The organism is Mycobacterium shunyiense (assembly GCF_058270035.1).
Genome location: NZ_JBZDPT010000019.1, coordinates 410929 through 430605 on the forward strand (window position 1 = coordinate 410929; position 19677 = coordinate 430605).

The 19677-nt window shown below is 66.8% G+C and carries 19 protein-coding genes; 5 read left to right on the forward strand and 14 right to left on the reverse strand.

What is annotated here, in order from left to right:
• Nucleotides 1-4: 4 nt before the first annotated feature.
• Entirely contained in the window at nucleotides 5-973 is a 969-nt protein-coding gene (locus AC4ELS_RS14185; RefSeq protein WP_419186621.1) for a glutamate ABC transporter substrate-binding protein, read from the forward strand.
• The gene (locus AC4ELS_RS14190; protein WP_064887828.1) at nucleotides 973-3252 is read left to right on the forward strand and encodes a serine/threonine-protein kinase PknG; all 2280 of its coding nucleotides are present in this window, start codon (nucleotides 973-975) and stop codon (nucleotides 3250-3252) included. Before AC4ELS_RS14185 ends, AC4ELS_RS14190 begins: the two co-directional genes overlap by 1 nt.
• A 1-nt stretch (nucleotide 3253) precedes the next feature.
• Here AC4ELS_RS14190 and AC4ELS_RS14195 read toward each other — a convergent pair whose 3' ends face one another.
• Genes AC4ELS_RS14195 through AC4ELS_RS14210 form a run of 4 tightly spaced genes read right to left on the reverse strand, consistent with a single transcriptional unit; the run spans nucleotide 3254 to nucleotide 9403 of the window.
• Nucleotides 3254-4384 (reverse strand): acetate kinase, encoded by a 1131-nt coding sequence (locus tag AC4ELS_RS14195; protein ID WP_499047830.1) that lies wholly within the window; start codon nucleotides 4382-4384, stop codon nucleotides 3254-3256.
• A complete protein-coding gene (gene pta, locus AC4ELS_RS14200) occupies nucleotides 4381-6459 on the reverse strand; it encodes a phosphate acetyltransferase (RefSeq protein WP_064887834.1) in 2079 nt (692 codons plus the stop codon). The genes AC4ELS_RS14195 and pta overlap by 4 nt, the downstream gene beginning before the upstream one ends.
• A gap of 51 nt (nucleotides 6460-6510) precedes the next feature.
• Nucleotides 6511-7830, reverse strand: a complete 1320-nt coding sequence (locus tag AC4ELS_RS14205) for an aspartate aminotransferase family protein (protein WP_064961121.1) — start codon at nucleotides 7828-7830, stop codon at nucleotides 6511-6513.
• Between the two features lie 16 nt (nucleotides 7831-7846).
• Nucleotides 7847-9403: an APC family permease gene (locus tag AC4ELS_RS14210; protein ID WP_064887840.1), complete on the reverse strand. Its 1557-nt coding sequence runs from the start codon at nucleotides 9401-9403 to the stop codon at nucleotides 7847-7849.
• Nucleotides 9404-9615: 212 nt separating this feature from the next.
• Here AC4ELS_RS14210 and AC4ELS_RS14215 point away from each other — a divergent pair, with 212 nt between their 5' ends.
• Entirely contained in the window at nucleotides 9616-10377 is a 762-nt protein-coding gene (locus AC4ELS_RS14215) for a GntR family transcriptional regulator (RefSeq protein WP_064961031.1), read from the forward strand.
• Between the two features lie 2 nt (nucleotides 10378-10379).
• Here AC4ELS_RS14215 and AC4ELS_RS14220 read toward each other — a convergent pair whose 3' ends face one another.
• Nucleotides 10380-11342, reverse strand: a complete 963-nt coding sequence (locus tag AC4ELS_RS14220) for an endonuclease/exonuclease/phosphatase family protein (RefSeq protein WP_064887844.1) — start codon at nucleotides 11340-11342, stop codon at nucleotides 10380-10382.
• 1 nt (nucleotide 11343) lies between these two features.
• Entirely contained in the window at nucleotides 11344-12354 is a 1011-nt protein-coding gene (fgd, locus tag AC4ELS_RS14225) for a glucose-6-phosphate dehydrogenase (coenzyme-F420) (RefSeq protein WP_448444134.1), read from the reverse strand.
• Nucleotides 12355-12389: 35 nt separating this feature from the next.
• On the opposite strand from fgd, the gene AC4ELS_RS14230 reads away from it, so the two are divergent.
• Entirely contained in the window at nucleotides 12390-13130 is a 741-nt protein-coding gene (locus tag AC4ELS_RS14230) for an MBL fold metallo-hydrolase (protein WP_498886144.1), read from the forward strand.
• Here the strand turns inward: AC4ELS_RS14230 and AC4ELS_RS14235 are convergent.
• From AC4ELS_RS14235 to AC4ELS_RS14250, 4 genes are all read right to left on the reverse strand, one after another.
• Nucleotides 13127-13429, reverse strand: a complete 303-nt coding sequence (locus AC4ELS_RS14235; RefSeq protein WP_064961028.1) for a hypothetical protein — start codon at nucleotides 13427-13429, stop codon at nucleotides 13127-13129. The two genes, AC4ELS_RS14230 and AC4ELS_RS14235, sit on opposite strands and share 4 nt — an antisense overlap.
• A gap of 18 nt (nucleotides 13430-13447) precedes the next feature.
• Nucleotides 13448-14548, reverse strand: a complete 1101-nt coding sequence (locus AC4ELS_RS14240) for an LLM class flavin-dependent oxidoreductase (protein WP_064961027.1) — start codon at nucleotides 14546-14548, stop codon at nucleotides 13448-13450.
• Nucleotides 14545-15048 (reverse strand): GNAT family N-acetyltransferase, encoded by a 504-nt coding sequence (locus AC4ELS_RS14245; RefSeq protein WP_498886147.1) that lies wholly within the window; start codon nucleotides 15046-15048, stop codon nucleotides 14545-14547. The genes AC4ELS_RS14240 and AC4ELS_RS14245 overlap by 4 nt, the downstream gene beginning before the upstream one ends.
• An 87-nt stretch (nucleotides 15049-15135) precedes the next feature.
• The gene (locus AC4ELS_RS14250; RefSeq protein WP_499047850.1) at nucleotides 15136-16215 is read right to left on the reverse strand and encodes a class I SAM-dependent methyltransferase; all 1080 of its coding nucleotides are present in this window, start codon (nucleotides 16213-16215) and stop codon (nucleotides 15136-15138) included.
• A gap of 73 nt (nucleotides 16216-16288) precedes the next feature.
• Between AC4ELS_RS14250 and AC4ELS_RS14255 the strand changes: the two genes are divergently transcribed.
• Nucleotides 16289-17152: an SDR family oxidoreductase gene (locus AC4ELS_RS14255; RefSeq protein ID WP_498886150.1), complete on the forward strand. Its 864-nt coding sequence runs from the start codon at nucleotides 16289-16291 to the stop codon at nucleotides 17150-17152.
• Here the strand turns inward: AC4ELS_RS14255 and AC4ELS_RS14260 are convergent.
• The 4 genes from AC4ELS_RS14260 to AC4ELS_RS14275 are packed head-to-tail and all read right to left on the reverse strand — an operon-like array spanning nucleotide 17149 to nucleotide 19674.
• Nucleotides 17149-17562, reverse strand: coding sequence for a hypothetical protein (locus AC4ELS_RS14260; protein ID WP_463794672.1), 414 nt, complete (start codon nucleotides 17560-17562; stop codon nucleotides 17149-17151). The two genes, AC4ELS_RS14255 and AC4ELS_RS14260, sit on opposite strands and share 4 nt — an antisense overlap.
• An 11-nt stretch (nucleotides 17563-17573) precedes the next feature.
• Entirely contained in the window at nucleotides 17574-18788 is a 1215-nt protein-coding gene (locus AC4ELS_RS14265; RefSeq protein WP_448444146.1) for an O-succinylhomoserine sulfhydrylase, read from the reverse strand.
• Nucleotides 18789-18808: 20 nt separating this feature from the next.
• Nucleotides 18809-19222: a rhodanese-like domain-containing protein gene (locus AC4ELS_RS14270; RefSeq protein WP_448444148.1), complete on the reverse strand. Its 414-nt coding sequence runs from the start codon at nucleotides 19220-19222 to the stop codon at nucleotides 18809-18811.
• Nucleotides 19219-19674 carry an Rv0361 family membrane protein gene (locus AC4ELS_RS14275; protein WP_448444150.1) on the reverse strand — a complete coding sequence of 152 codons (456 nt, stop codon included), beginning with the start codon at nucleotides 19672-19674 and terminating at the stop codon, nucleotides 19219-19221. Before AC4ELS_RS14275 ends, AC4ELS_RS14270 begins: the two co-directional genes overlap by 4 nt.
• Between the last annotated feature and the right edge of the window lie 3 nt (nucleotides 19675-19677).

Sequence of the window (19677 nt, forward strand, 5' to 3'; positions counted from 1 at the left end):
GCTGATGAGGAAGATGAAGAAGGCGTTGGCCGTCCTGACCGCGACCCTGGCGGTAGCCGGGTGCAGTCAGAGCGCGCCGGCGTTGACGTTGCCGACGATGACGCTGGCGCCGCCCAGCCCGGCCGGCATGCAGGAGCTTGCGCCCCAGCCGGTTCGGGTGCCGACGCAGGACACCGACGAGTGCAACCGCACGGCCAGTCTGCGGCCGTTCAGCAATCAGGCCGACGCCGACGCGGCGGTGGCGAAGATCCGCGACCGCGGGCGGCTGGTCGTCGGGCTCGACATCGGCAGCAATCTGTTCTCGTTCCGCGATCCGATCACCGGTCAGATCAACGGATTCGACGTCGACATCGCCGGGGAGGTCGCGCGCGACATCTTCGGCACGCCGTCACAGGTCGAGTACCGCATCCTGTCCTCGGCCGACCGCATCACCGCACTGCAGAACAATCAGGTCGACATCGTGGTCAAGACCATGACGATCACCTGCGAGCGCCGCAAGGAGATCAACTTCTCCACGGTCTATTTCATGGCCCACCAACGCATCCTGGCCGCGCGGGACTCCAACATCTCGCAGGCCTCCGACCTCTCGGGCAAGCGGGTGTGCGTGGTGGACGGGACCACGTCGCTCAAGCGGATCCAGCAGATCAGCCCGTCACCGATCATCGTCTCGGTGGTGACCTGGGCCGATTGCCTGGTGGCGCTGCAGCAGCGTCAGGCCGATGCGGTCAGTACCGACGATTCGATCCTGGCCGGGCTGGTGGCCCAGGATCCGTATCTGCACATCGTCGGCCCCAGCCTCAACGAGGAGCCCTACGGCATCGGGCTGAACCTGGACAACACGCCGCTGGTCCGGGTCGTCAACGCGACGCTGGAACGCATCCGCCGCGACGGCACCTGGAACACCTTGTACCGCAAGTGGTTGACGGTCCTGGGGCCGGCGCCGTCGCCTCCGGCCGCGAGGTATGTCGACTGATGAAAAAGCCCGACGACAGCGGACTCCCGGACACCGATCCCGACACCGAGGGCGGCCCCGGGACGCAGCCGGCGAGCCTCGACGACCTCGAGTTGGATTCGCAGTCGACCCTGCGGCCCATGGCGACCCAGGCGGTGTTCCGCCCGGAGTTCGACGATTCCGACGATCCGACGTTCGGCGGCGGCGACACCGAACCGCAGAACCTTGCCACGATCGCCACCCGGATGCTCTCGCCGATCCGCAGACTGGGTGGCGGGCTGGTCGAGATCGCGCGGGTACCCGAGCGGGATCCGTTGACGGCGTTGATGACCAATCCGGTCGTGGCCGAACAGAAGCGGTTCTGCTGGAACTGCGGCAAGCCGGTCGGCAGGTCCTCGTCCGACGGACATGCCCTGTCGGAGGGCTGGTGCCCCCACTGCGGCAGCGCCTACTCGTTCCTGCCGCAGCTGTCGCCGGGTGAGATCGTCGCCGACCAGTACGAGATCAAGGGCTGCATCGCCCACGGTGGGCTGGGCTGGGTGTATCTGGCGTTCGACCACAACGTGAACGAACGTCCCGTCGTGCTCAAGGGACTGGTGCATTCCGGTGACGCCGAGGCCCAGGTGATCGCCATGGCCGAACGTCAGTTCCTGGCCGAGGTGACCCACCCGGGAATCGTGAAGATCTACAACTTCGTCGAACATGACGACAAGCACGGCAACCCGGTCGGCTACATCGTGATGGAGTACGTCGGCGGAACCTCGCTCAAACAGGCCAGGGGAACCCGACTTCCGGTGGCCGAGGCCATCGGTTACATGCTCGAGATCCTGCCCGCACTGGGCTATCTGCATTCGATCGGGCTGGCCTACAACGACCTCAAGCCCGAGAACATCATGATCACCGAGGAGCAGCTCAAGCTGATCGACCTCGGTGCGGTGTCGAAGCTCAATTCCTACGGATACCTGTACGGCACACCGGGTTTCCAGGCGCCCGAGATCGTGCGCACCGGACCTACGGTGGCCACCGACATCTACACCGTAGGCCGCACGCTGGCCGCGCTGACCTTGAACCTGCGGACCCGGCGAGGTCGCTACGTCGACGGCCTGCCATCCGAGGACCCGGTGCTCGACACCTACGATTCCTTCGGCCGGTTCCTGCGCCGCGCCATCGACCCGGATCCGCGACGCCGGTTCCGCAGCGCCGAGGAGATGTCGTCCCAGCTGCTCGGCGTGCTGCGCGAGGTCGTGGCGGCCGACACCGGAAGCCCCCGCCCCGGCCTGTCGACCGTGTTCAGCCCGTCTCGGTCCACATTCGGAGTGGATCTGCTGGTTGCGCACACCGACGTCTACGTTGACGGGCAGGTGCATTCGGAGAAACTGACCGCGCAGGAGATCGTGCGGGCACTGCCGGTGCCACTGGTGGACCGCACCGATGTCGGCGCTCCGATGCTGGTGGCCAGTGTGCTCAGCCAGCCTGTGCACACCCTCGACCAGTTGCGGGCCGCGCGGCACGGCGCGATCGATGCCGAAGGCGTGGACCTCTCGGAATCGGTGGAGCTTCCGTTGATGGAGGCGCGTGCGCTACTCGATCTGGGCGACGTCGCCAAGGCCACCCGCAAGCTCGACGACCTGGCTACCTGGGCCGGCTGGCGCTGGCAGCTGGTCTGGTTCCGCGCGGTGGCCGAGATGCTCTCGGCCGATTACGACTCGGCGACAAAGCATTTCACCGAGGTGCTCGACACCCTGCCCGGGGAGCTGGCCCCCAAGCTGGCGCTGGCCGCGACGGCCGAGCTGGCCGGCACCGCCGACGAGCTGAAGTTCTACAACACCGTGTGGAGCACCGACAACGGCGTGATTTCCGCCGGTTTCGGGTTGGCCCGCGCCCAGTCGGTGGCCGGGTCACGGGACGAGGCGGTCCAGACCCTGGACCAGGTTCCGCCCACCTCAAGGCATTTCACCACCGCCCGGCTGACCAGCGCGGTCACCCTGCTGTCCGGTCGGTCCACCGGTGAGATCACCGAGCAGAACATCCGCGATGCGGCGCGACGGGTGGAGGCACTGCCCGACTCCGAGCCGCGCGTGCTGCAGATCCGGGCACTGGTACTGGGCACCGCGATGGACTGGCTGGCCGACAACACGGCGAGCAGCAATCACATCCTCGGATTCCCGTTCACCGAGCACGGTCTCAAGCTCGGTGTGGAGGCCTCGCTGCGGGCGCTGGCCCGGGTCGCCCCCACCCAGTCGCACCGCTACGCCCTGATCGACCTGGCCAACAGCGTGCGGCCGATGAGCACGTTCTGATTCAGGCCAACGCGGCGCAGGCCTTCGCGATCGCAAATTCCTCGTTGGTGGGCACCACCAACACGGTCACGGGTGACTCGGGTGTCGAGATCCGCCGTGCTTCACGCGACGGTGACGCGTTGAGTTCCTCGTCGATCTGGATCCCCAGCGCGGACAGCCCCGCCAGGGCATCGCGGCGCACCGTGGCGTCGTTCTCGCCGACGCCCGCGGTGAAGCTGATGACGTCGGTCCGGCCCAGCACCGCCAGATAGGCGCCGACGTACTTCTGGAGCCGGTGGATGTAGACGTCGTACGCCAATTGCGCGTTCTCGTCGCCGGATTCGATGCGTTTGCGCAACGTGCGGAAGTCGTTCTCGCCACCGAGCCCGAGCACACCCGACTGGCGGTTGAGCATCGTGTCGATGTCCTCGACGTCCATACCCGCCGCCCGGCGCAGGAACAAGATGATGCCGGGGTCGATGTCGCCGCTGCGGGTGCCCATCACCAGGCCCTCCATCGGCGTCATGCCCATCGAGGTGTCCACGGGCCTGCCGCCGGCGATCGCCGACGCCGACGCGCCGTTACCCAGGTGCAGCACAATCTGATTCAGCGACTCGTAGGGCCGATCCAGGAAAGCGGCTGCCTGCCGGCTCACGTACTCGTGCGAGGTGCCGTGGAAGCCGTAACGGCGGATGTCCCAGCGCTCGGCCACCTCGCGATCGATGGCGTAGGTGGCCGCCGCTGCGGGCAGGTTGTGGAAGAACGCGGTGTCGAACACCGCCACGTGCGGCAGGTCTGGCAGCAGCTTGCGGGCCACCTCGATGCCCAGGATCGCCGGCGGATTGTGCAGCGGAGCCAGCGGAGACAGCTCTTCGAGCTTGCCGATCAGCTCACTGTCGATCAGCGTCGGGCAGTAGAAAGCCTTGCCGCCGTGCACCACCCGGTGGCCGACTGCCACCAGCCCGAGGGTGTCCAGGTGAAGACCCTGACCCGCCAGTTCGTCGAATGCTGCCCGCAACGCGGCATCGTGATCGGGAACCTGCGCCGAGCCGATCTGCTCGATGATGCCGTCGGCCAGGAATTCTCCCGAAGCCGGTTTCACCACTGCGTATTTCAGCGATGAGGATCCCGAGTTGATCACCAGAACCGTCATGACTGCCCCTGTGCCTGGATCGCGGTGATGGCCACGGTGTTGACGATGTCCTCCACCAGGGCTCCCCGGGACAGATCGTTCACCGGCTTGTTCAAGCCCTGCAACACCGGGCCGATCGCGATGGCGCCCGCGCTGCGCTGCACCGCCTTGTACGTGTTGTTACCGGTGTTGAGATCGGGGAAGATCAACACGGTGGCGCGCCCCGCCACCGGCGAGTCGGGCATCTTCGTCGCCGCCACCGACGGCTCCACCGCCGCGTCGTACTGAATCGGCCCTTCCACCAACAGATCCGGTTCACGTTGCCGCACCAGCTCGGTTGCCGCCCGGACCTTGTCGACGTCGGCCCCGGTACCCGAGGTTCCCGTCGAGTACGACAACATGGCGACCCGCGGATCGATGCCGAACTGCGCGGCGGTGCGCGCCGAGGAGATCGCGATGTCGGCGAGTTGTTCCGAGGTCGGATCGGGCACGATCGCGCAGTCGCCATAGGCCAGCACCCGATCTGCCAGGCACATCAGGAAGATGCTCGACACCGTCGAGATTCCCGGCGCCGTGCGGATGATCTCGAAGGCCGGCCGTACGGTGTGCGCGGTGGTGTGCGCGGCACCCGAAACCATGCCGTCCACCATCTCGTTGTGCACCAGCATGGTGCCGAAATACGAGACGTCGTGAATGATCTCGCGGGCCTGTTCGACGGTCACGCCCTTCTTGCGGCGCAGCTCGGCGTATTGCTCGGCGAACTGGTCGCACAGCTCACTGGTGAGCGGATCCAGAACGACGGCTGCATCCAGGTTGACCCCGAGTTCAGCTGCCCGGGAACGGATCTGGCTCTCCTCGCCGAGGATGGTCAGCTCCGCCACCTCGTGCTGGAGCAGCCGGCCCGCGGCCTTGAGGATGCGGTCGTCGGTGCCTTCGGGCAGCACGATGCGCCTGCGGTCGGAGCGGGCCTGGTCGAGCAGTTGGTAGGTGAACATCTGCGGCGTGGTGACCGCGGGGATCGGAATGCTCAGCTGCGCGATCAGGTCGTTGACGTCGACGTGCTTGTCCATCAACGCCAGCGCGGTGTCGATCTTCCGCTGCGATGTCGACGTGACCCGGCCGCGGGCACCGGCGACCCGGCTGGCGGTCTCGAAGGTGCCGTACTTGGTGGCCACGATCGGCAGCCGCAGCCCGAGCCCTTCCACCAGCGATGCGATGGCCGGGTGCAGATCGAGGCCGCCGTTGAGGATGATGCAGGACAGTGACGGAAAGCCTTCTGCCGCATGAGCACTCACCAAGGCCAGCACCACGTCGGACCGGTCCCCCGGAGTGACCACCGCGACGCCCTCGGTCAGCCGCTCCAGGCAGTGCTCGGCGGTCATACCGGCGACCATCACGCCCATCGCCTCGCGCGACAGCAGCTCGGGGTCCCCGGCGATCATCGTGCCGTCGACCGCCACCTGCAGTTCGGCGACCGACGGGGCGACCAGCAACGGCTCCTCGGGAAGCACATACGCGGGCGGGCCGAGCGGTTTGAGGGCCTGGGCCACCGCGTCCAGCTGGGCCGGGTCGCACCGGTTGGCGACGACCGCCGCGGCATGTGCGTGCTGGTGGTTCAGCTCGGCCAGACACACCTCGACCACGTGGGCCACCTCGGTAGGTGTCCGGTCGGCGGCCTTGACCGCGAGCACGACAGGCGCGCCGAGGTTGACCGCGATGCGGGCGTTCATGCTCAGCTCGCTGGGGGTGGCGATGTCGGTGTAGTCACTGCCGACGATCAGCACGGCGTCGCACTTCTCGGCCACGCGGTGGAACCGGTCGACGATCTCGGCGATCGCGACGTCGGGGTCTTCGTGTACCTGCTGGTAGCTGACCCCGACGCATTCGTCGTAACTCAGCCCGGCCGTGGCACTGGCCAGCAACAGTTCGAGGATGTAGTCGCGGTCCTCGCCCAGACGGGTGATCGGGCGGAACACCCCCACCCTCGGCACGGTCGCGGCAAGTCGGTGAAGAATGCCGAGCGCAATGGTCGACTTTCCGGTGTCACCTTCGGGCGACGCAATATAGATCGCGGTAGCGACGACTGCCTCTGGCACTGATACAGCTTCCCTCATCAGGGTTTGGACGGCCAGATGCTCTGCTTTTGCTCAGCGCAGCTCACGCAGCGCATCGGCGAATTCGGTGCAGAACCAGTCCACATCCGACAGAGAGAATACCAGGGGCGGTCTCACCTTCAGCACACTGCCCTGCGCCCCGCAAACCGAGATCAGCACCTTGCGGTCCCGCATCGCGTTGACCAGATCGTGCGCCGCGGCCCGGTCAGGGCCCGCCCCGGCGCGGTCGGTCACCATCTCGACACCGACATAGAGTCCGGCACCGCGAACATCGCCGACGCGTGGATCGTCGGCGGCCAGCCGGGTCAGTTCGTCACGCAGGGCCGTGCCGACCCGCGCCGCGTTGGCCATCAACTCCTCGCCTTCGATGACGTCGAGCACCGCGGCCGCGGCCGCCATCGACACCGGATTGCCTCCGAAGGTGTTGAAGTACGGCACCTCCCGGGCGAAGACCTCCAGCACCTCGCTGCGGGCGGCCATCGCCGCCACCGGCAACCCGTTGGCCATCGGCTTGCCCATGGTGACGAGATCGGGCACGACACCGTGGCGGGTGAAGCCCCACATCGTCTCCCCCGTACGGCCGAACCCAGGCTGCACCTCGTCGGCGATGAACACCCCGCCGGCCGCCCGCACCGCGGCCACCGCAGGCGCCAACACCGAGGGATCGGGATAGATGCCGTCGGAGGAGAAGAAGGTGTCCACGATCAGAGCACTCAGACCGAACCCGGCGGCCTCCAGGTCGGCGATCGCGGCTTCCACATCGGCCAGGAAGCGCTCTGCCACTTCGGCACCCGAGCGGTAACTGTCCGGCGCGGCCACCGCGCGCACATGGGATCCGATGGTGGTGGCACCGCCGAGCGACGGTGAAATCGCCGTCACCGCTTCGGTATTGCCGTGGTAGGCGTCGCGGGTGACGATCACACCGCGCGCCCCGGTATACCTCTGGGCCACCCGCAAAGCCAGATCGTTGGCCTCCGAACCGGTGCAGGCATACATCACCTGGTCGAGTTCCGCCGGAAAGGTGGCGAGCAACCGCTGCGAGTACTCCACGATGCCCTCGTGCAGGTAGCGGGTGTGGGTGTTGAGCGTCTCGGCCTGGCGGGTGAGTGCGGCGACCACGTGCGGGTGGCAGTGCCCGACGCTGACCACGTTGTTGTACGCGTCGAGGTAACGCGTGCCGTCCGCGTCGAACATGTGGCTGCCGCTGCCGCGGACCAGGTGTACCGGCCGCTCGTAGAACAGCCGGTACGCCGGGCCCAGCAGGTGGGTGCGGGCCTCGATCAGCTTTTCGGTGTCGGGATCGGCCGACTGACCGGTGTAGCTGTTGGAGTCCATGATGTTCGAGAAACTCATCCCGTGCACCCCCTGCTCAGCGTTCGTGCGCCTCCTCCAACACGGTCCGACCCAGGTCGGAATACCGTTCCGGATCCCTGAATTTCAGGAACAGCGCCCACAGCACACCACCGATTCCGGCGATGCCGACAACATACGGGATTGCTGTGAAGATCCAGTCAGAAGCGGCTGAACCCGCAGCAAACGACGCGTTCTGGGCGAGCAGGTAGATGACGTAGAGCATGCCGACCCCGCCGAGCAGCGGAGCCAGGAAAGTGGTGAACCAGTTCGCCGTTTCGGGATGGCGCTTCTGGACATGGAAGTACGAGATCACCGAGAACGCCGCCAGCGCCTGGACGATCATGATGGCCGTCGTACCCAGCAATGCCATCAGGCCGTACAACCCGGTGTACGGGTCGCGTCCGGTGATGTCGAAGAACATCACCACCGCGGTCGCGAAGCCGGTCTGCACGAATCCCGCGATGTGTGGCGAGCCGTGCACCGGGTGGGTGGCACCGATGGTCTGGCGCATGCCGGGGATGACGTTCTCGCGGCCGAGTGCGTAAAGGTAACGCGCAGCGCAGTTGTGGAACGCCATACCGCAGGCGAAGGAGCCCGACATCAGCAGGATCTTGAACAGATCGACGGCCCACTGTCCGAGGTGCTCGTGCACCGGAGTGAAGAAGATGTCACCCGCGGTGGCCGAATCCTGTGCCAGTGCAACGGCGTTCTGCGGTCCGGTGCCGACGATGGCCAACCACGAGACCAGGACGTAGAAGGTGCCGATGCCGACCACCGAGCTGATCACCGCGATCGGGATGATCTTCTTGGGATTGCGTGACTCCTCGCCGTACATCGCGCTGGACTCGAAGCCCACCCACGACCAGAACGCGAAGAACAGGCCGACGCCGGCGGAACCGGCGACCGTGATCATGCTGCCGTCGGCACCGGCGACCTCACCGGACAGACTCTGAAAACCGTTGAGCGGGTTGAGCGATCCCAGAGACCAGCCCTGCGGACCGCCGCCGGTGAAGACCACCGACAGCGCCATCATGGCCAGCATGATGATCTCGGTGATCAGGAACACGGCGAGCACCTTGGCGGCCAGGTTGATGTCGAAGTAGGTCAGCACCGCGTTCACGGCGAGCATCACCACCGCGAAGAGAATCCAGGGCACGTCGACGCCGAAGAACGACTTGAACAGATCGTTCCCGAAGAACGAGAAGATGCCGATCAGCGACGCCTCGAACACCATGTAGGCCAGCGCCGTCAGGAATCCCGCGCCGAGACCGACGACGCGGCCCAACCCGTGCGATATGTACCCGTAGAAGGCACCGGTGGCAGTGATGTGCCTGCTCATCGCGGCGTAGCCGATGGCGAACAGGGTCAGCACGATGGTCGCGACGAAGTATCCGGCCGGCGCGTTGACGCCGTTGCCGAAGCCCACCGAGATCGGCACGTTGCCGACCATGGCCGTAATGGGGGCGGCGGTGGCGACCGCCATGAACAGCACACCGACCAACCCGACGGCGTTGGGTTTGAGGCGTTGGACGGAGGCGCCGGACGGGGCCGGTGGATCGATGATCTCACTCATTGCGGGTCCTAACTGAGGACGGTTTTCGGACCACTATTTGGTCTGATTTCCTGTCGTCGCCGACGGCATTGTGATGCGACGCAGCACATTGTCATCCCGCCCAGACCGTCGGGCAACTCGAAACTCGTTGCGGGTCAATCGCTTTGTTGCGGTCATGTAAACCGTTCGGTTTCGGTCTGCTCTGCGGCGTCTATTTGGTTCACACTCGGGGCATGTCCCTGACACCGGGCGGCCCCGTCGCCGAGGACGTGCGCCGACGCATCCTGTCCATGTTGGCCCTGGGTACCCTTCGCCCCGGCTCACGGCTGGGCACCGAACGGGAGATGGCGGCGAATTTCGCGGTGTCGCGCTCCACACTGCGCAGCGCGCTGCTGCCGCTGAGTCAGGCGGGCGTACTGGAGCGCCGCACCGGGCGCAACGGCGGCACGTTCGTGCGCGCCGACGTCGTCGAACGCAATGCCGCCGAACTGGCAGGGTTGCCGGATCGGTTGCGCACCGGTGGTCACACCAGCGCCACCCGCGTACTGACGACAGACCGCAGGCCGGCCACCCCGGTGGAGGCGCATGCCCTCGAAATCGCCGATGGTGCAGAGATATTCACGATCCGAAGGTTGCGGTTCGCCGACGGTGTGCCGCTCTCGGTGGATCTGGCCTGCTTCGTGGCCGCCCACGTGGAAGATCTGCTGGAACAGCCGCTCGGCGGTTCGCTGTATGAGTTGGTGCGGGTGCGGTACGGCCTCACCCCGGCCGCCACCACCGAGACCATCGAAGTGGTCAGCGCCAGTCCCCGCGAAGCGCAGTGGCTCGACATCGCCCACCGCAGGCCGCTCCTGGCCATCACGCGGGTCACCCGCGACAGCAGTGGCCGCCCGTTCGAGTACGCCTACGACTTGTTCCGGGCCGACCGGGTCCGGCTCACCGCCACCAGTCAGGGCGGTGTCGGTGCAGTGCAACGCTCGGTGTGCAGCGCCTGAGATCAGGCCCCGTGTGGGACAACGATGTCGGCGATGAGGGCCATGTGGTCGGCCTCCGGCACGAGCTCCGTTCGTACCGCGGTCGCGTCGGCATTGCGTAACAGCACATGATCGATTCCGACGGCAGGCACCCTTCGGGGACCGACCGGGAAGGTGCGGACCAGGCCCCCGCCGGCCTGCTCTGCGGCGTCGCGATAGCCGGTGGCCAGCAGTTCCCGGAACGGCAGCATGTCGTGGGTGGCATTGAAGTCCCCGGCCACGATCACCGCACCCGGACCGGCCTCGTCGGCCAACTCGCGCAGCATTGTCGGGAACTTCGCCATGTCGTTGCGCCACGACTCGATCGGCTGCGGCCACGGCGCGGCGAAATGGACCCCCACCAAGATCGGGGGAACCGCGACGTCCGGCACATGGACCCGGGACCGCAGCATCACCATCGAGTAGCCCGGGACATGTGCACTGTCGGTCAACGGGAACCGGCTCCAGATTCCGAGGCCGCCGGCCATCGGCTCGGGGTCGAAGATCCGGTGGCCGAAGGTGTTCTCCAGCCCGGCCGCGATCAACCCGTCGGCGGCCTCCTGCGTGAGCTCCTGTATTACGACGACATCGGCCGTCCGTTCGGCAGCGGCCACCACAGCGGCCGGATCCCCGCGCCCCATACCGAGATTCGAGGTGAACACCCGCACCGGTGCCGACTGCGCCGTCACCGCCTCGGGACCGAGGTACTGCGGCACCTGGATCACGGCGATCGCCAGCGTCAGCACCACGGCCAGCGCCGTCAGCACCCACCGCCGACCGAGCACCAGCAGCAACACCGCCACCGGGGCGGCCAAGGTCAGGTAGGGGGATGCCGTCGCCAACAGCACCGTGCCGTGGCGGCCCAGCGGTACGTAGCGCACCGCCAGACCCACCACGGCCACACCCGCCGCGACCACCCCGGAGAGGGTCGCGAGAATTCGGATCAACTCAGCCGAGCTTGCGCAGGCGCGGTTCCAGATCGTTCTTGAACAGGTCGAGGAACCGACGCTGATCGTGACCGGGGGCGTGGAACACCAGGTGGTTCAGGCCCCACTTGACGTACTGGCCGACCTTCTCGACCGCCTCATCGGGATCCGAGGCGACGATCCAACGCTTGGCGACCTGCTCGATGGGCAGCGCGTCGGCGGCCTTCTCCATCTCGATCGGGTCATCGATGGAGTGCTTCTGCTCCGGCGTCAGCGACAGCGGCGCCCAGAACCGGGTGTTCTCCAGCGCAGCCTCGGGATCCGGATCGTAGGAGATCTTGATCTCGATCATCCGATCGATGTCCTCGGCGTTGCGGCCGGCAGCCTCCGCACCCTCCTTCACGGCCGGGATCAGCTTGTCCTTGTAGAGCTCCTCACCCTTGCCCGAGGTGCAGATGAACCCGTCACCCGCGCGACCCGCGTACTTGGCCACCACCGGACCACCGGCAGCGATGTAGACCGGCACACCGCCCTCGGGCACGTCGTAGATCGAGGCGCCCTTGAGCTTGTAGTACTCACCCTCGAAATCGACGCGGTCGCCCAGCCACAGCTCACGCATGAGCTTGACCGACTCCCGCAGCCGGGCGAAACGCTCCTTGAACTCCGGCCACTGCCCGCTGTAGCCGGTGGCGATCTCGTTGAGCGCCTCGCCGGTACCCACCCCGAGGAAGATGCGGTCCGGGTACAGACACGCCATCGTCGCGAACGCCTGCGCGATCACCGCCGGGTTGTACCGGAACGTCGGCGTCAGCACCGAGGTGCCCAGCACGAGCCGCTCGGTACGCTCACCCACCGCCGTCATCCAGGCCAGCGAGAACGGCGCATGCCCACCCTCGTGCCGCCACGGCTGGAAATGGTCGCTGACCGTCGCGCTGTCCATCCCGGCCGCTTCGGCCAGCACCGCCAGCTCGACCAGTTCCCGAGGCGCGAACTGCTCCGCCGATGCCTTGTATCCCAGTTTCAGTTCAGCCACGGCTTCGTTTCTACTCCTATGCTTAAACTCGCGACATGGCAGCAGCCCTGACCGCGATCACCGAGCACGTGCACTTCGCACAGACCGACTTGGTCAACTGGACGCTGGTGACCGACGGGGACCGGGTCATGCTGATCGACGCCGGGTTCCCGGGCCAGCGCCAGGACGTCATCGGCTCGGTGAACCAAATCGGCTACTCCATCGACGACATCGCCGCGGTCCTGCTCACCCACGCTCACATCGACCACTTCGGCACCGCGATCTGGCTCGCGAAAACCCATGGCGTACCGGTGTTCTGCCACGCAACCGAGCTCGGTCACGCCAAACGCGAATACCTGGAGCAGGCCGCACCCGCCGATGTGGTGCGCAACATCTGGCAGCCCCGCTGGCTGAAGTGGGCGGCCACCATCACCGTCAAAGGCGGGATGAACCATGCCGGTATCCCCACCGCGCAGGCGCTGACCCCCGAGATCGCCGCCGGGCTGCCCGGGGCGCCCGTCGCCGTGCCGACGCCGGGTCACACCGGCGGACACTGCTCGTTCATCGTCGGCGGCGCCCTGGTCAGCGGCGACGCACTGGTGACGGGGCACCCGCTGCTGCGGCGCACCGGTCCGTCACTGCTTCCGGCGTTGTTCAACCACGACGAAGACGGCTGTCTGCGCAGCCTCGAGACGCTCGGTGTGCTGGGTACCGACATCATGCTTCCCGGCCACGGGCCGATGTGGCGCGGATCGATCGCCGACGCCGCCGCCACCGCCGCGGCCGTCCACGCTTAGTGCTGCAGGATCCGGTATCCCAGCAGGAAGAACCCGGTCAGGCACAAACCGCAGGCCAGCACGATCGTGGGCATCAGGACCATCTGGTCGAGTTCGTCGGGGTCGAACACCTCGTCGTCGTACACCGAACCGAACAGCACCCGGGCAAACCTGGTCCGGCGGAATGCGTGCATCCGCCGTCGTGACTCCGCCGAGTCCGCCCGGCGACCGATGAACAGCCGCAAAGCCACGCCGCTCGCAAACACCACCGCAGCCGCTACCAGTAGCAGCGTTCCCACGATTACCTGCAGACTCGGCATCGCAGGCCAGCCTAGCCGCTAACGACCCCACCGCTCGGCAAGCAGCTGGTGGGAGCGCAGCCGGTCGGCGTGCCGGTGCGTCACCGAGGTGATGACGAGTTCGTCCGCACCGCTGAGGCGTTGCAGCGCTTCCAGCCGGGTGGCCACCTGATCGGGATCACCGACGAATTGCGTTGCGATACGGTCCCGGACCACGTCCAACTGCTCGTCGGACAGCGGCCCACAGTCGTCCGGGTCCGGATAGGGCATGGCGCCACCGCCGGCCCGGACCGAATGCACCCAGTGCCCGTAACTGGACGCCAGATGCCGTGCGGTGGCTTCGTCGTCGGCGACGACCACGTCGGCCGACACCGCCACGTACGGCTCGGCCAGGAACTCCGACGGGGTGAATCCGTTGCGGTACACCTCGATTGCCTCCAGCGCAGTGGCGGGCGTGATGTGATAGCTCGCCACGAACGGCAACCCGCGCGCGGCCGCGACGCGTGCACTCTGCCCCTTGCTGCTGCCGAACACCCACGGTGTCAGGTCGGCGCCCGCACCGGGAACGGCCGTGCCCACCTCGTAACGGCCGGCGAGCATGGCCAGGATGTCGTCCACCTGTTCGGCGAAATCCGGTGTGAGCGCTTCGGGTTGCTGCAACACGGCCATCCGTGACCGCAACTGCGGGTCCCGCATCAGCGCACTGACGTCGTAGGGCGTCGGGATCACCACACCGTCGATCTCGTGCCACCGGCGCGGCGGCCTCGGCTCGCGCGGCTTGTCCCGCACCGCCTCGGCGCGTTTCTGACCCGAGCGGCCCACCCCGAGATCGATCCGGTCGGGGTAGAACGCTGCCAGGGTGCCGAAGCTCTCGACCACGGCGACCGCCGTGGTGTGGCCGAGTTGCACGGCAGCGGTGCCGACCCTGATCCGTTCCGTGGCCGCCGCGATCTGCCCCACCAGAACCGCGGGCGACGAACTGGCCACCGATACAAAGTGATGCTCGGCGACCCAATACCGTTGGTAGCCCCACTGTTCGGCGTGCCGGGCCAGGTCGACGGTGTTCCGCAGCGCGGTCTGCGCGTCGCTGCCCGCGCTGATCGGCGCCAGATCGAGGATCGAGAGCGGAGTGGTGGTCACGTCAGCTCCTTCTCGAAGGCGATCGGGAAGACCGTCCCCTCCCCCTCGGGCGGCAAAGGTGCGGTGAGCCGGGTGTAACCCGCGGAGTCGTAGAGCGCCTCGGCCTCCGGCTGCAGGTGACCCGTCGTCAGATAGACCCTCCGGTACCCGCGGGCGGCGATCTCACATTCGAGGTGGGCCAGCAGCACCCTGCCGTAGCCACGCTTGCGATAACGACTGTCGGTCCAGATGCGTTTGAGTTCGGCGGTGTCGGCGTCGAATCGGGTGAATGCGCCGCCCGTCACCGGCATACCGTCGAGCACGCCGATGTACAGGCCGCCGCCGGGCGGGGCGAACTCGTCGGCCGACTTCCCACGCAGCCAACCCATCATCTGCTCCGGCGTTCCGCCGTAGCGCCCCGAGTACTCCACGGACAGCTCGGCCAGCAGCGGGGCAGCCAGTGGATCATCCAGATCGACCGCGACGAACCGCACACCACTCACGGGGGCTGACTTAACCACCGTTCCGATACTCACGGCTGCTTCAACGCGCAACCACGGCCGCGATATGCCCACAGGCTCAGCCTGATCAAAACCCTGCCGAACCGCTCATTTCCTGGCCAGGTAGTAGTAGTTCGACGGGTCCTGCTCGATCTCGGTGACCTCCACGTCGGCGAATCCCGCGTCGGTCAGCATCGACACCGCCAACTGTCTGCCCCACATCGTCCCCAGCCCGGCTCCGCCCAGACCGAGCGAGACCGACATGCAATGGGTCAGAGACACCGCGTAGCGGTACGTGCTCATCACCGCGCCGATGTTGTCCTCCAGCCGGCTGGAAGCCTTGATGTCGGCCATCACCAGCACTCCACCCGGCCGCAGCGCACGGTAGATGTTCTCCAGCACCCGGGCGGGCTGGGCCTGGTCGTGGATCGCATCGAACGCGGTGATGAGGTCGTACGCCCCGGTCAGGTCGAGGTTCGCCAAGTCGGCGGAAAGGTACGAGACGTTGGTCAAGCCACGTTGCGCAGCCGCCGCAGCCCCGGTGGCGACCGCTCCTTCCGAGAAGTCGATTCCGGTGAATCGGCTGGCCGGATAGGCCGCGGCCATCAGGCCGATCGCGTACCCGCTGCCGCAACCGAAATCGGCGACGTCGATGCCGCTCTCGAGCCGTTGCGGCAGGTCGTCGACCAACGGCAGCACGGCACTGACCAGGGCGGCGTCGAACACCTCGCCACTGCGCTCGGCCATCACGGTGTGGAAGCGCGGATAGTCGTCGTAGCTCAGACCACCGCCGTCCCGGAAGCAGCCGAGGATCTTCTGTTCGACCTCGCACATCAGCGGCACGTACTGGGCCAGACGCGCCAGGTTGCCCAGACCGGACTCGCGCGTCAGCGCAGCGGCGCGGTGTTCGGGCAACCGGTATGTAGAGGCTTCCGCGTCGTAGTCGACCACGTGTCCCGCGGCCAGCCCGCCGAGCCATTCGCGGACGTAGCGTTCATCGAGGCCCGCGGCCGCGGCGATCTCGGTGCTGGTTGCCGACGGCAGCTTGGCCATCACGTCGAACAGCCCGGTCTGGTGGCCGATGCTCAACAGCAGGGTCAACCCCGCACTGTCGATCGCCGCGGTCATCCGTTCGGAGAAATCCTCTGCGGTTTCGGTAATTGCCTGCTGATCGGTGCCATTCGCCATCACGCCCGCCCAGACTACGCCGCCTCGGCCACCCCCTTCCGCGCAAAACTTGACACGTGTAAAGTTCGCCGCCATGGACAACATCAGGGGCAAGACCATCGCGATCACCGGCGCCGCCCGCGGCATCGGTTACGCCACCGCCAAGGCCCTGCTGGCCAAAGGCGCCCGGGTCGTCATCGGTGACCGTGACGTGGCCCTTCAGGAGTCGGCCGTCGTCGAGCTGACCAAGCTCGGCCAGGTCTCCGGCTACCCGCTCGACGTCACGGACCGGGAATCGTTCGCGACATTCCTGGACAAGGCCCGCACCGACGGCGGCGGCCACATCGACGTGCTGATCAACAACGCCGGTGTGATGCCGGTCGGGCCGTTCCTGGAGCAGAGCGAGCAGTCGATCCGGTCGAACATCGAGGTCAACGTCTACGGCGTGCTCACCGGCTGCCAGCTGGCACTGCCGGACATGGTCAAGCGTCGCCGCGGCCACGTCATCAACATCGCGTCGCTGTCGGGCCTGATCCCGCTGCCCGGCCAGGTGGTCTACGTCGGCGCGAAGTACGCCGTCGTCGGGCTCACCACCGCGCTGGCCGACGAGATGGCACCGCACGGGGTCGACGTTTCGGTGATCATGCCGCCGTTCACCAACACCGACCTCATCTCGGGCACCAAGTCCGGCGGGGCCATCAAGCCCGTCGAACCCGAAGACATCGCCGCCGCGATCATCAAAACGCTCAACAAGCCCAAGACGCACGTGTCGGTGCCGCCGCCGCTGCGCTTCACCGCGCAGGCGGCGCAGATGCTGCCGCCCAAGGGCCGTCGCTGGATGAACAAGAAGCTGGGCCTGGACAACGTGTTCCTGGAGTTCGACACCGCCAAGCGCAAGGCCTACGAGGACCGGGCCCAGGCCGCTCAGGGCGTCATCGACTCCGACGGCAAGAGCTAGCCGAAGGTCGGCAGCTCGGCTCCGTGACGGTAGCCCTCGATCACGTCGAGGGCACCGTCGAGCAGTTCCTCGTGGGTGAACTCGTAGCGCTCGACGCTGCCGACGAACACCACCCGGACGATCTCGCCGTCCTCGGCCGCGTCCAGCCACAGTGAGGTCACCGGCAGGCCGTCGTCGACCTGGGCGCCGGACGGCTCGTAAAACCACACCGCGTAGTCGTCGTTGGACTGTTCCTCGTCAAAAGTCCAGCCGCGCGCGGTGATTCGATCGTCGAACTCGGCCAGATCGGCGACGACGGCATCCGGGATGTCGGCCAACTCATCGACCATCTCGTGGGGCACCAACCGCGTGTCACGAGCGGCCTGCCGCTTGCGGCGGCGGGCCTTCTTGGCGTCGGAGCCCTTGGACACGCCTGGCCCGCCTAGCTCAGCGCCTGGTCGAGATCGGCGATCAGATCCTCGGTGCCCTCCAGGCCGATCGAGATGCGCACGACACCGTCGCCCAGTCCGATCGCGGCGCGCCCCTCCGGGCCCATGGCCCGGTGCGTCGTCGTCGCCGGGTGGGTGATCAGTGTCTTGGAGTCACCGAGGTTGTTCGAGATGTCCACGACGCGCAGCTTGTCGAGCACCTCGAAGGCGCGCGCCTTGCCGTCATTGGCATTCAGCTCGAAGGTGACGACGGTGCCGCCACCACGCATCTGCCGCTGCGCCAGGTCGTACTGCGGGTGCGACTTCAGGAACGGGTACTTCACCCATCTCACCGACGGATGGCCTTCCAGGAACTCGGCGATCCGCTGGGCCGAGCGGTTCGAATAGTCCACCCGGACCGCAAGCGTCTCAAGGCCTTTCAGCAGCGTCCAGGCGTTGAACGCGCTGATCGCCGGGCCGGTGTGGCGCATGAGCTTCTGCACCGGGCCGTCGATGTACTCCTTGTCACCGAGGATCGCCCCGCCGAGCACGCGGCCCTGCCCGTCGATGTGCTTGGTGCCCGAATACACCACCACGTCCGCGCCGAGCGGCATGCCCTGCTGCAGCAGCGGCGTGGCGAAGACGTTGTCCAGCACCACCTTTGCACCGGCGGCGTGGGCCAGTTCGGATACCGCGGCGATGTCGACGAGGGACTGCATCGGGTTGGAGGGCGTCTCGAAGAACACCGCGGTCGTCGGAACGGACAGTGCCTCTTCCCACTGCGCGAGGTCCTCGCCGTCGACGAACACGGTCTCCACACCCCAGCGGGGCAGGATCTCGTTGCACACCACGAAGCAGGATCCGAAGAGGCTGCGGGCGGCCACGAGGCGGTCACCGGCACCCAACAGGGCACCGAGCGCGGTGAAGACCGCCGCCATGCCGGTGGCAGTCGCGAACGCAGCCGGAGCGTCCTCGATGAGCCGCAGTCGCTCCTCGAACATCGAGATGGTCGGGTTGCCGTAGCGGGAGTAGACGAAGCGGTCGATCTCGCCGGTGAACGCCTTCTCGGCCGCGGATGCGGACTCGTAGACGTACCCCGAGGTCAGATACATCGCCTCGGCGGTTTCCTCGAACTCCGAACGCAACAGACCGCCACGCACGCCGATGGTGGCCTGGCTGACGCCCTCGGGCAGAGCAGCCGGTATCCGGACAGATGGGATGTCAGTCATGTTGTTTTCGACTCTGCTACTCAACTCTGTGTCCAAGGCAGACCGACGGCTTTCCAACCGGTAGCGCCACGGTGGCGGAACTCGTCGAGATTGCCCTCGAATCCGTCGAGGATGTTGTACGACGGCGCGATGCCGGCCGCAGTGGCGGCCTCGGCCGCACCGATCGAACGGTTGCCGGAACGACACAGGAAGACCACCGGACGCTCACCCGGCGTTACTCCTGACGCCTTGAGATCGTCGACGAAGGCGTCGTTGTGCCCGCCGTCCGTGCGGTTCCATTCCACGTACACCACGTCACGCTCGAGGGTGGACAGATCCGGCACGCCGACGAAGCGCCACTCGGCGTCGGTACGACAGTCCACCAGCACGGCCTCGGAATTCTCGCTCAGAAGCTTCCAGGCCTCCTCAGGCGTGATGTCACCTGCATAGCTCACGGGCGTGAGTCTCCCATACTCGAGCAGACGCGCCATTGGCCGTCCTCACGCACGAACGCCGTCTCGCTGTTCACCTTGGCGTCGGGGGTGTTGCCGAAGTGGTAGACCACCGTTGCGGTGGCCCGATCACCCTCGATGTGCACCCCGGTCACGTCGTCCACATACCTGGCACCCTGCTTGGCCACCGAGTCACGCTGCCGGGCAATGAAATCGGCTTCGGTGCCACGTTGCGCGACGCAGGTGTGATCGGAGAACTCGCCGAAGCTCTCCCGCTGCAGAGCGTCGTTCTGGCCGACTGCGGCGAGGCTCACCTTCTGCTCCTCGCTGCGCCCGTCGCTGCCGAACGTGTTGAGCAGAACGACAACGATCACCACGAGCACAATGATGGCCAGCGCGCCGAGGAACGGCGCCATCGTGGGCCGGTCCCCCGTTTCCTCCGTGTCCTCAGCCATCAA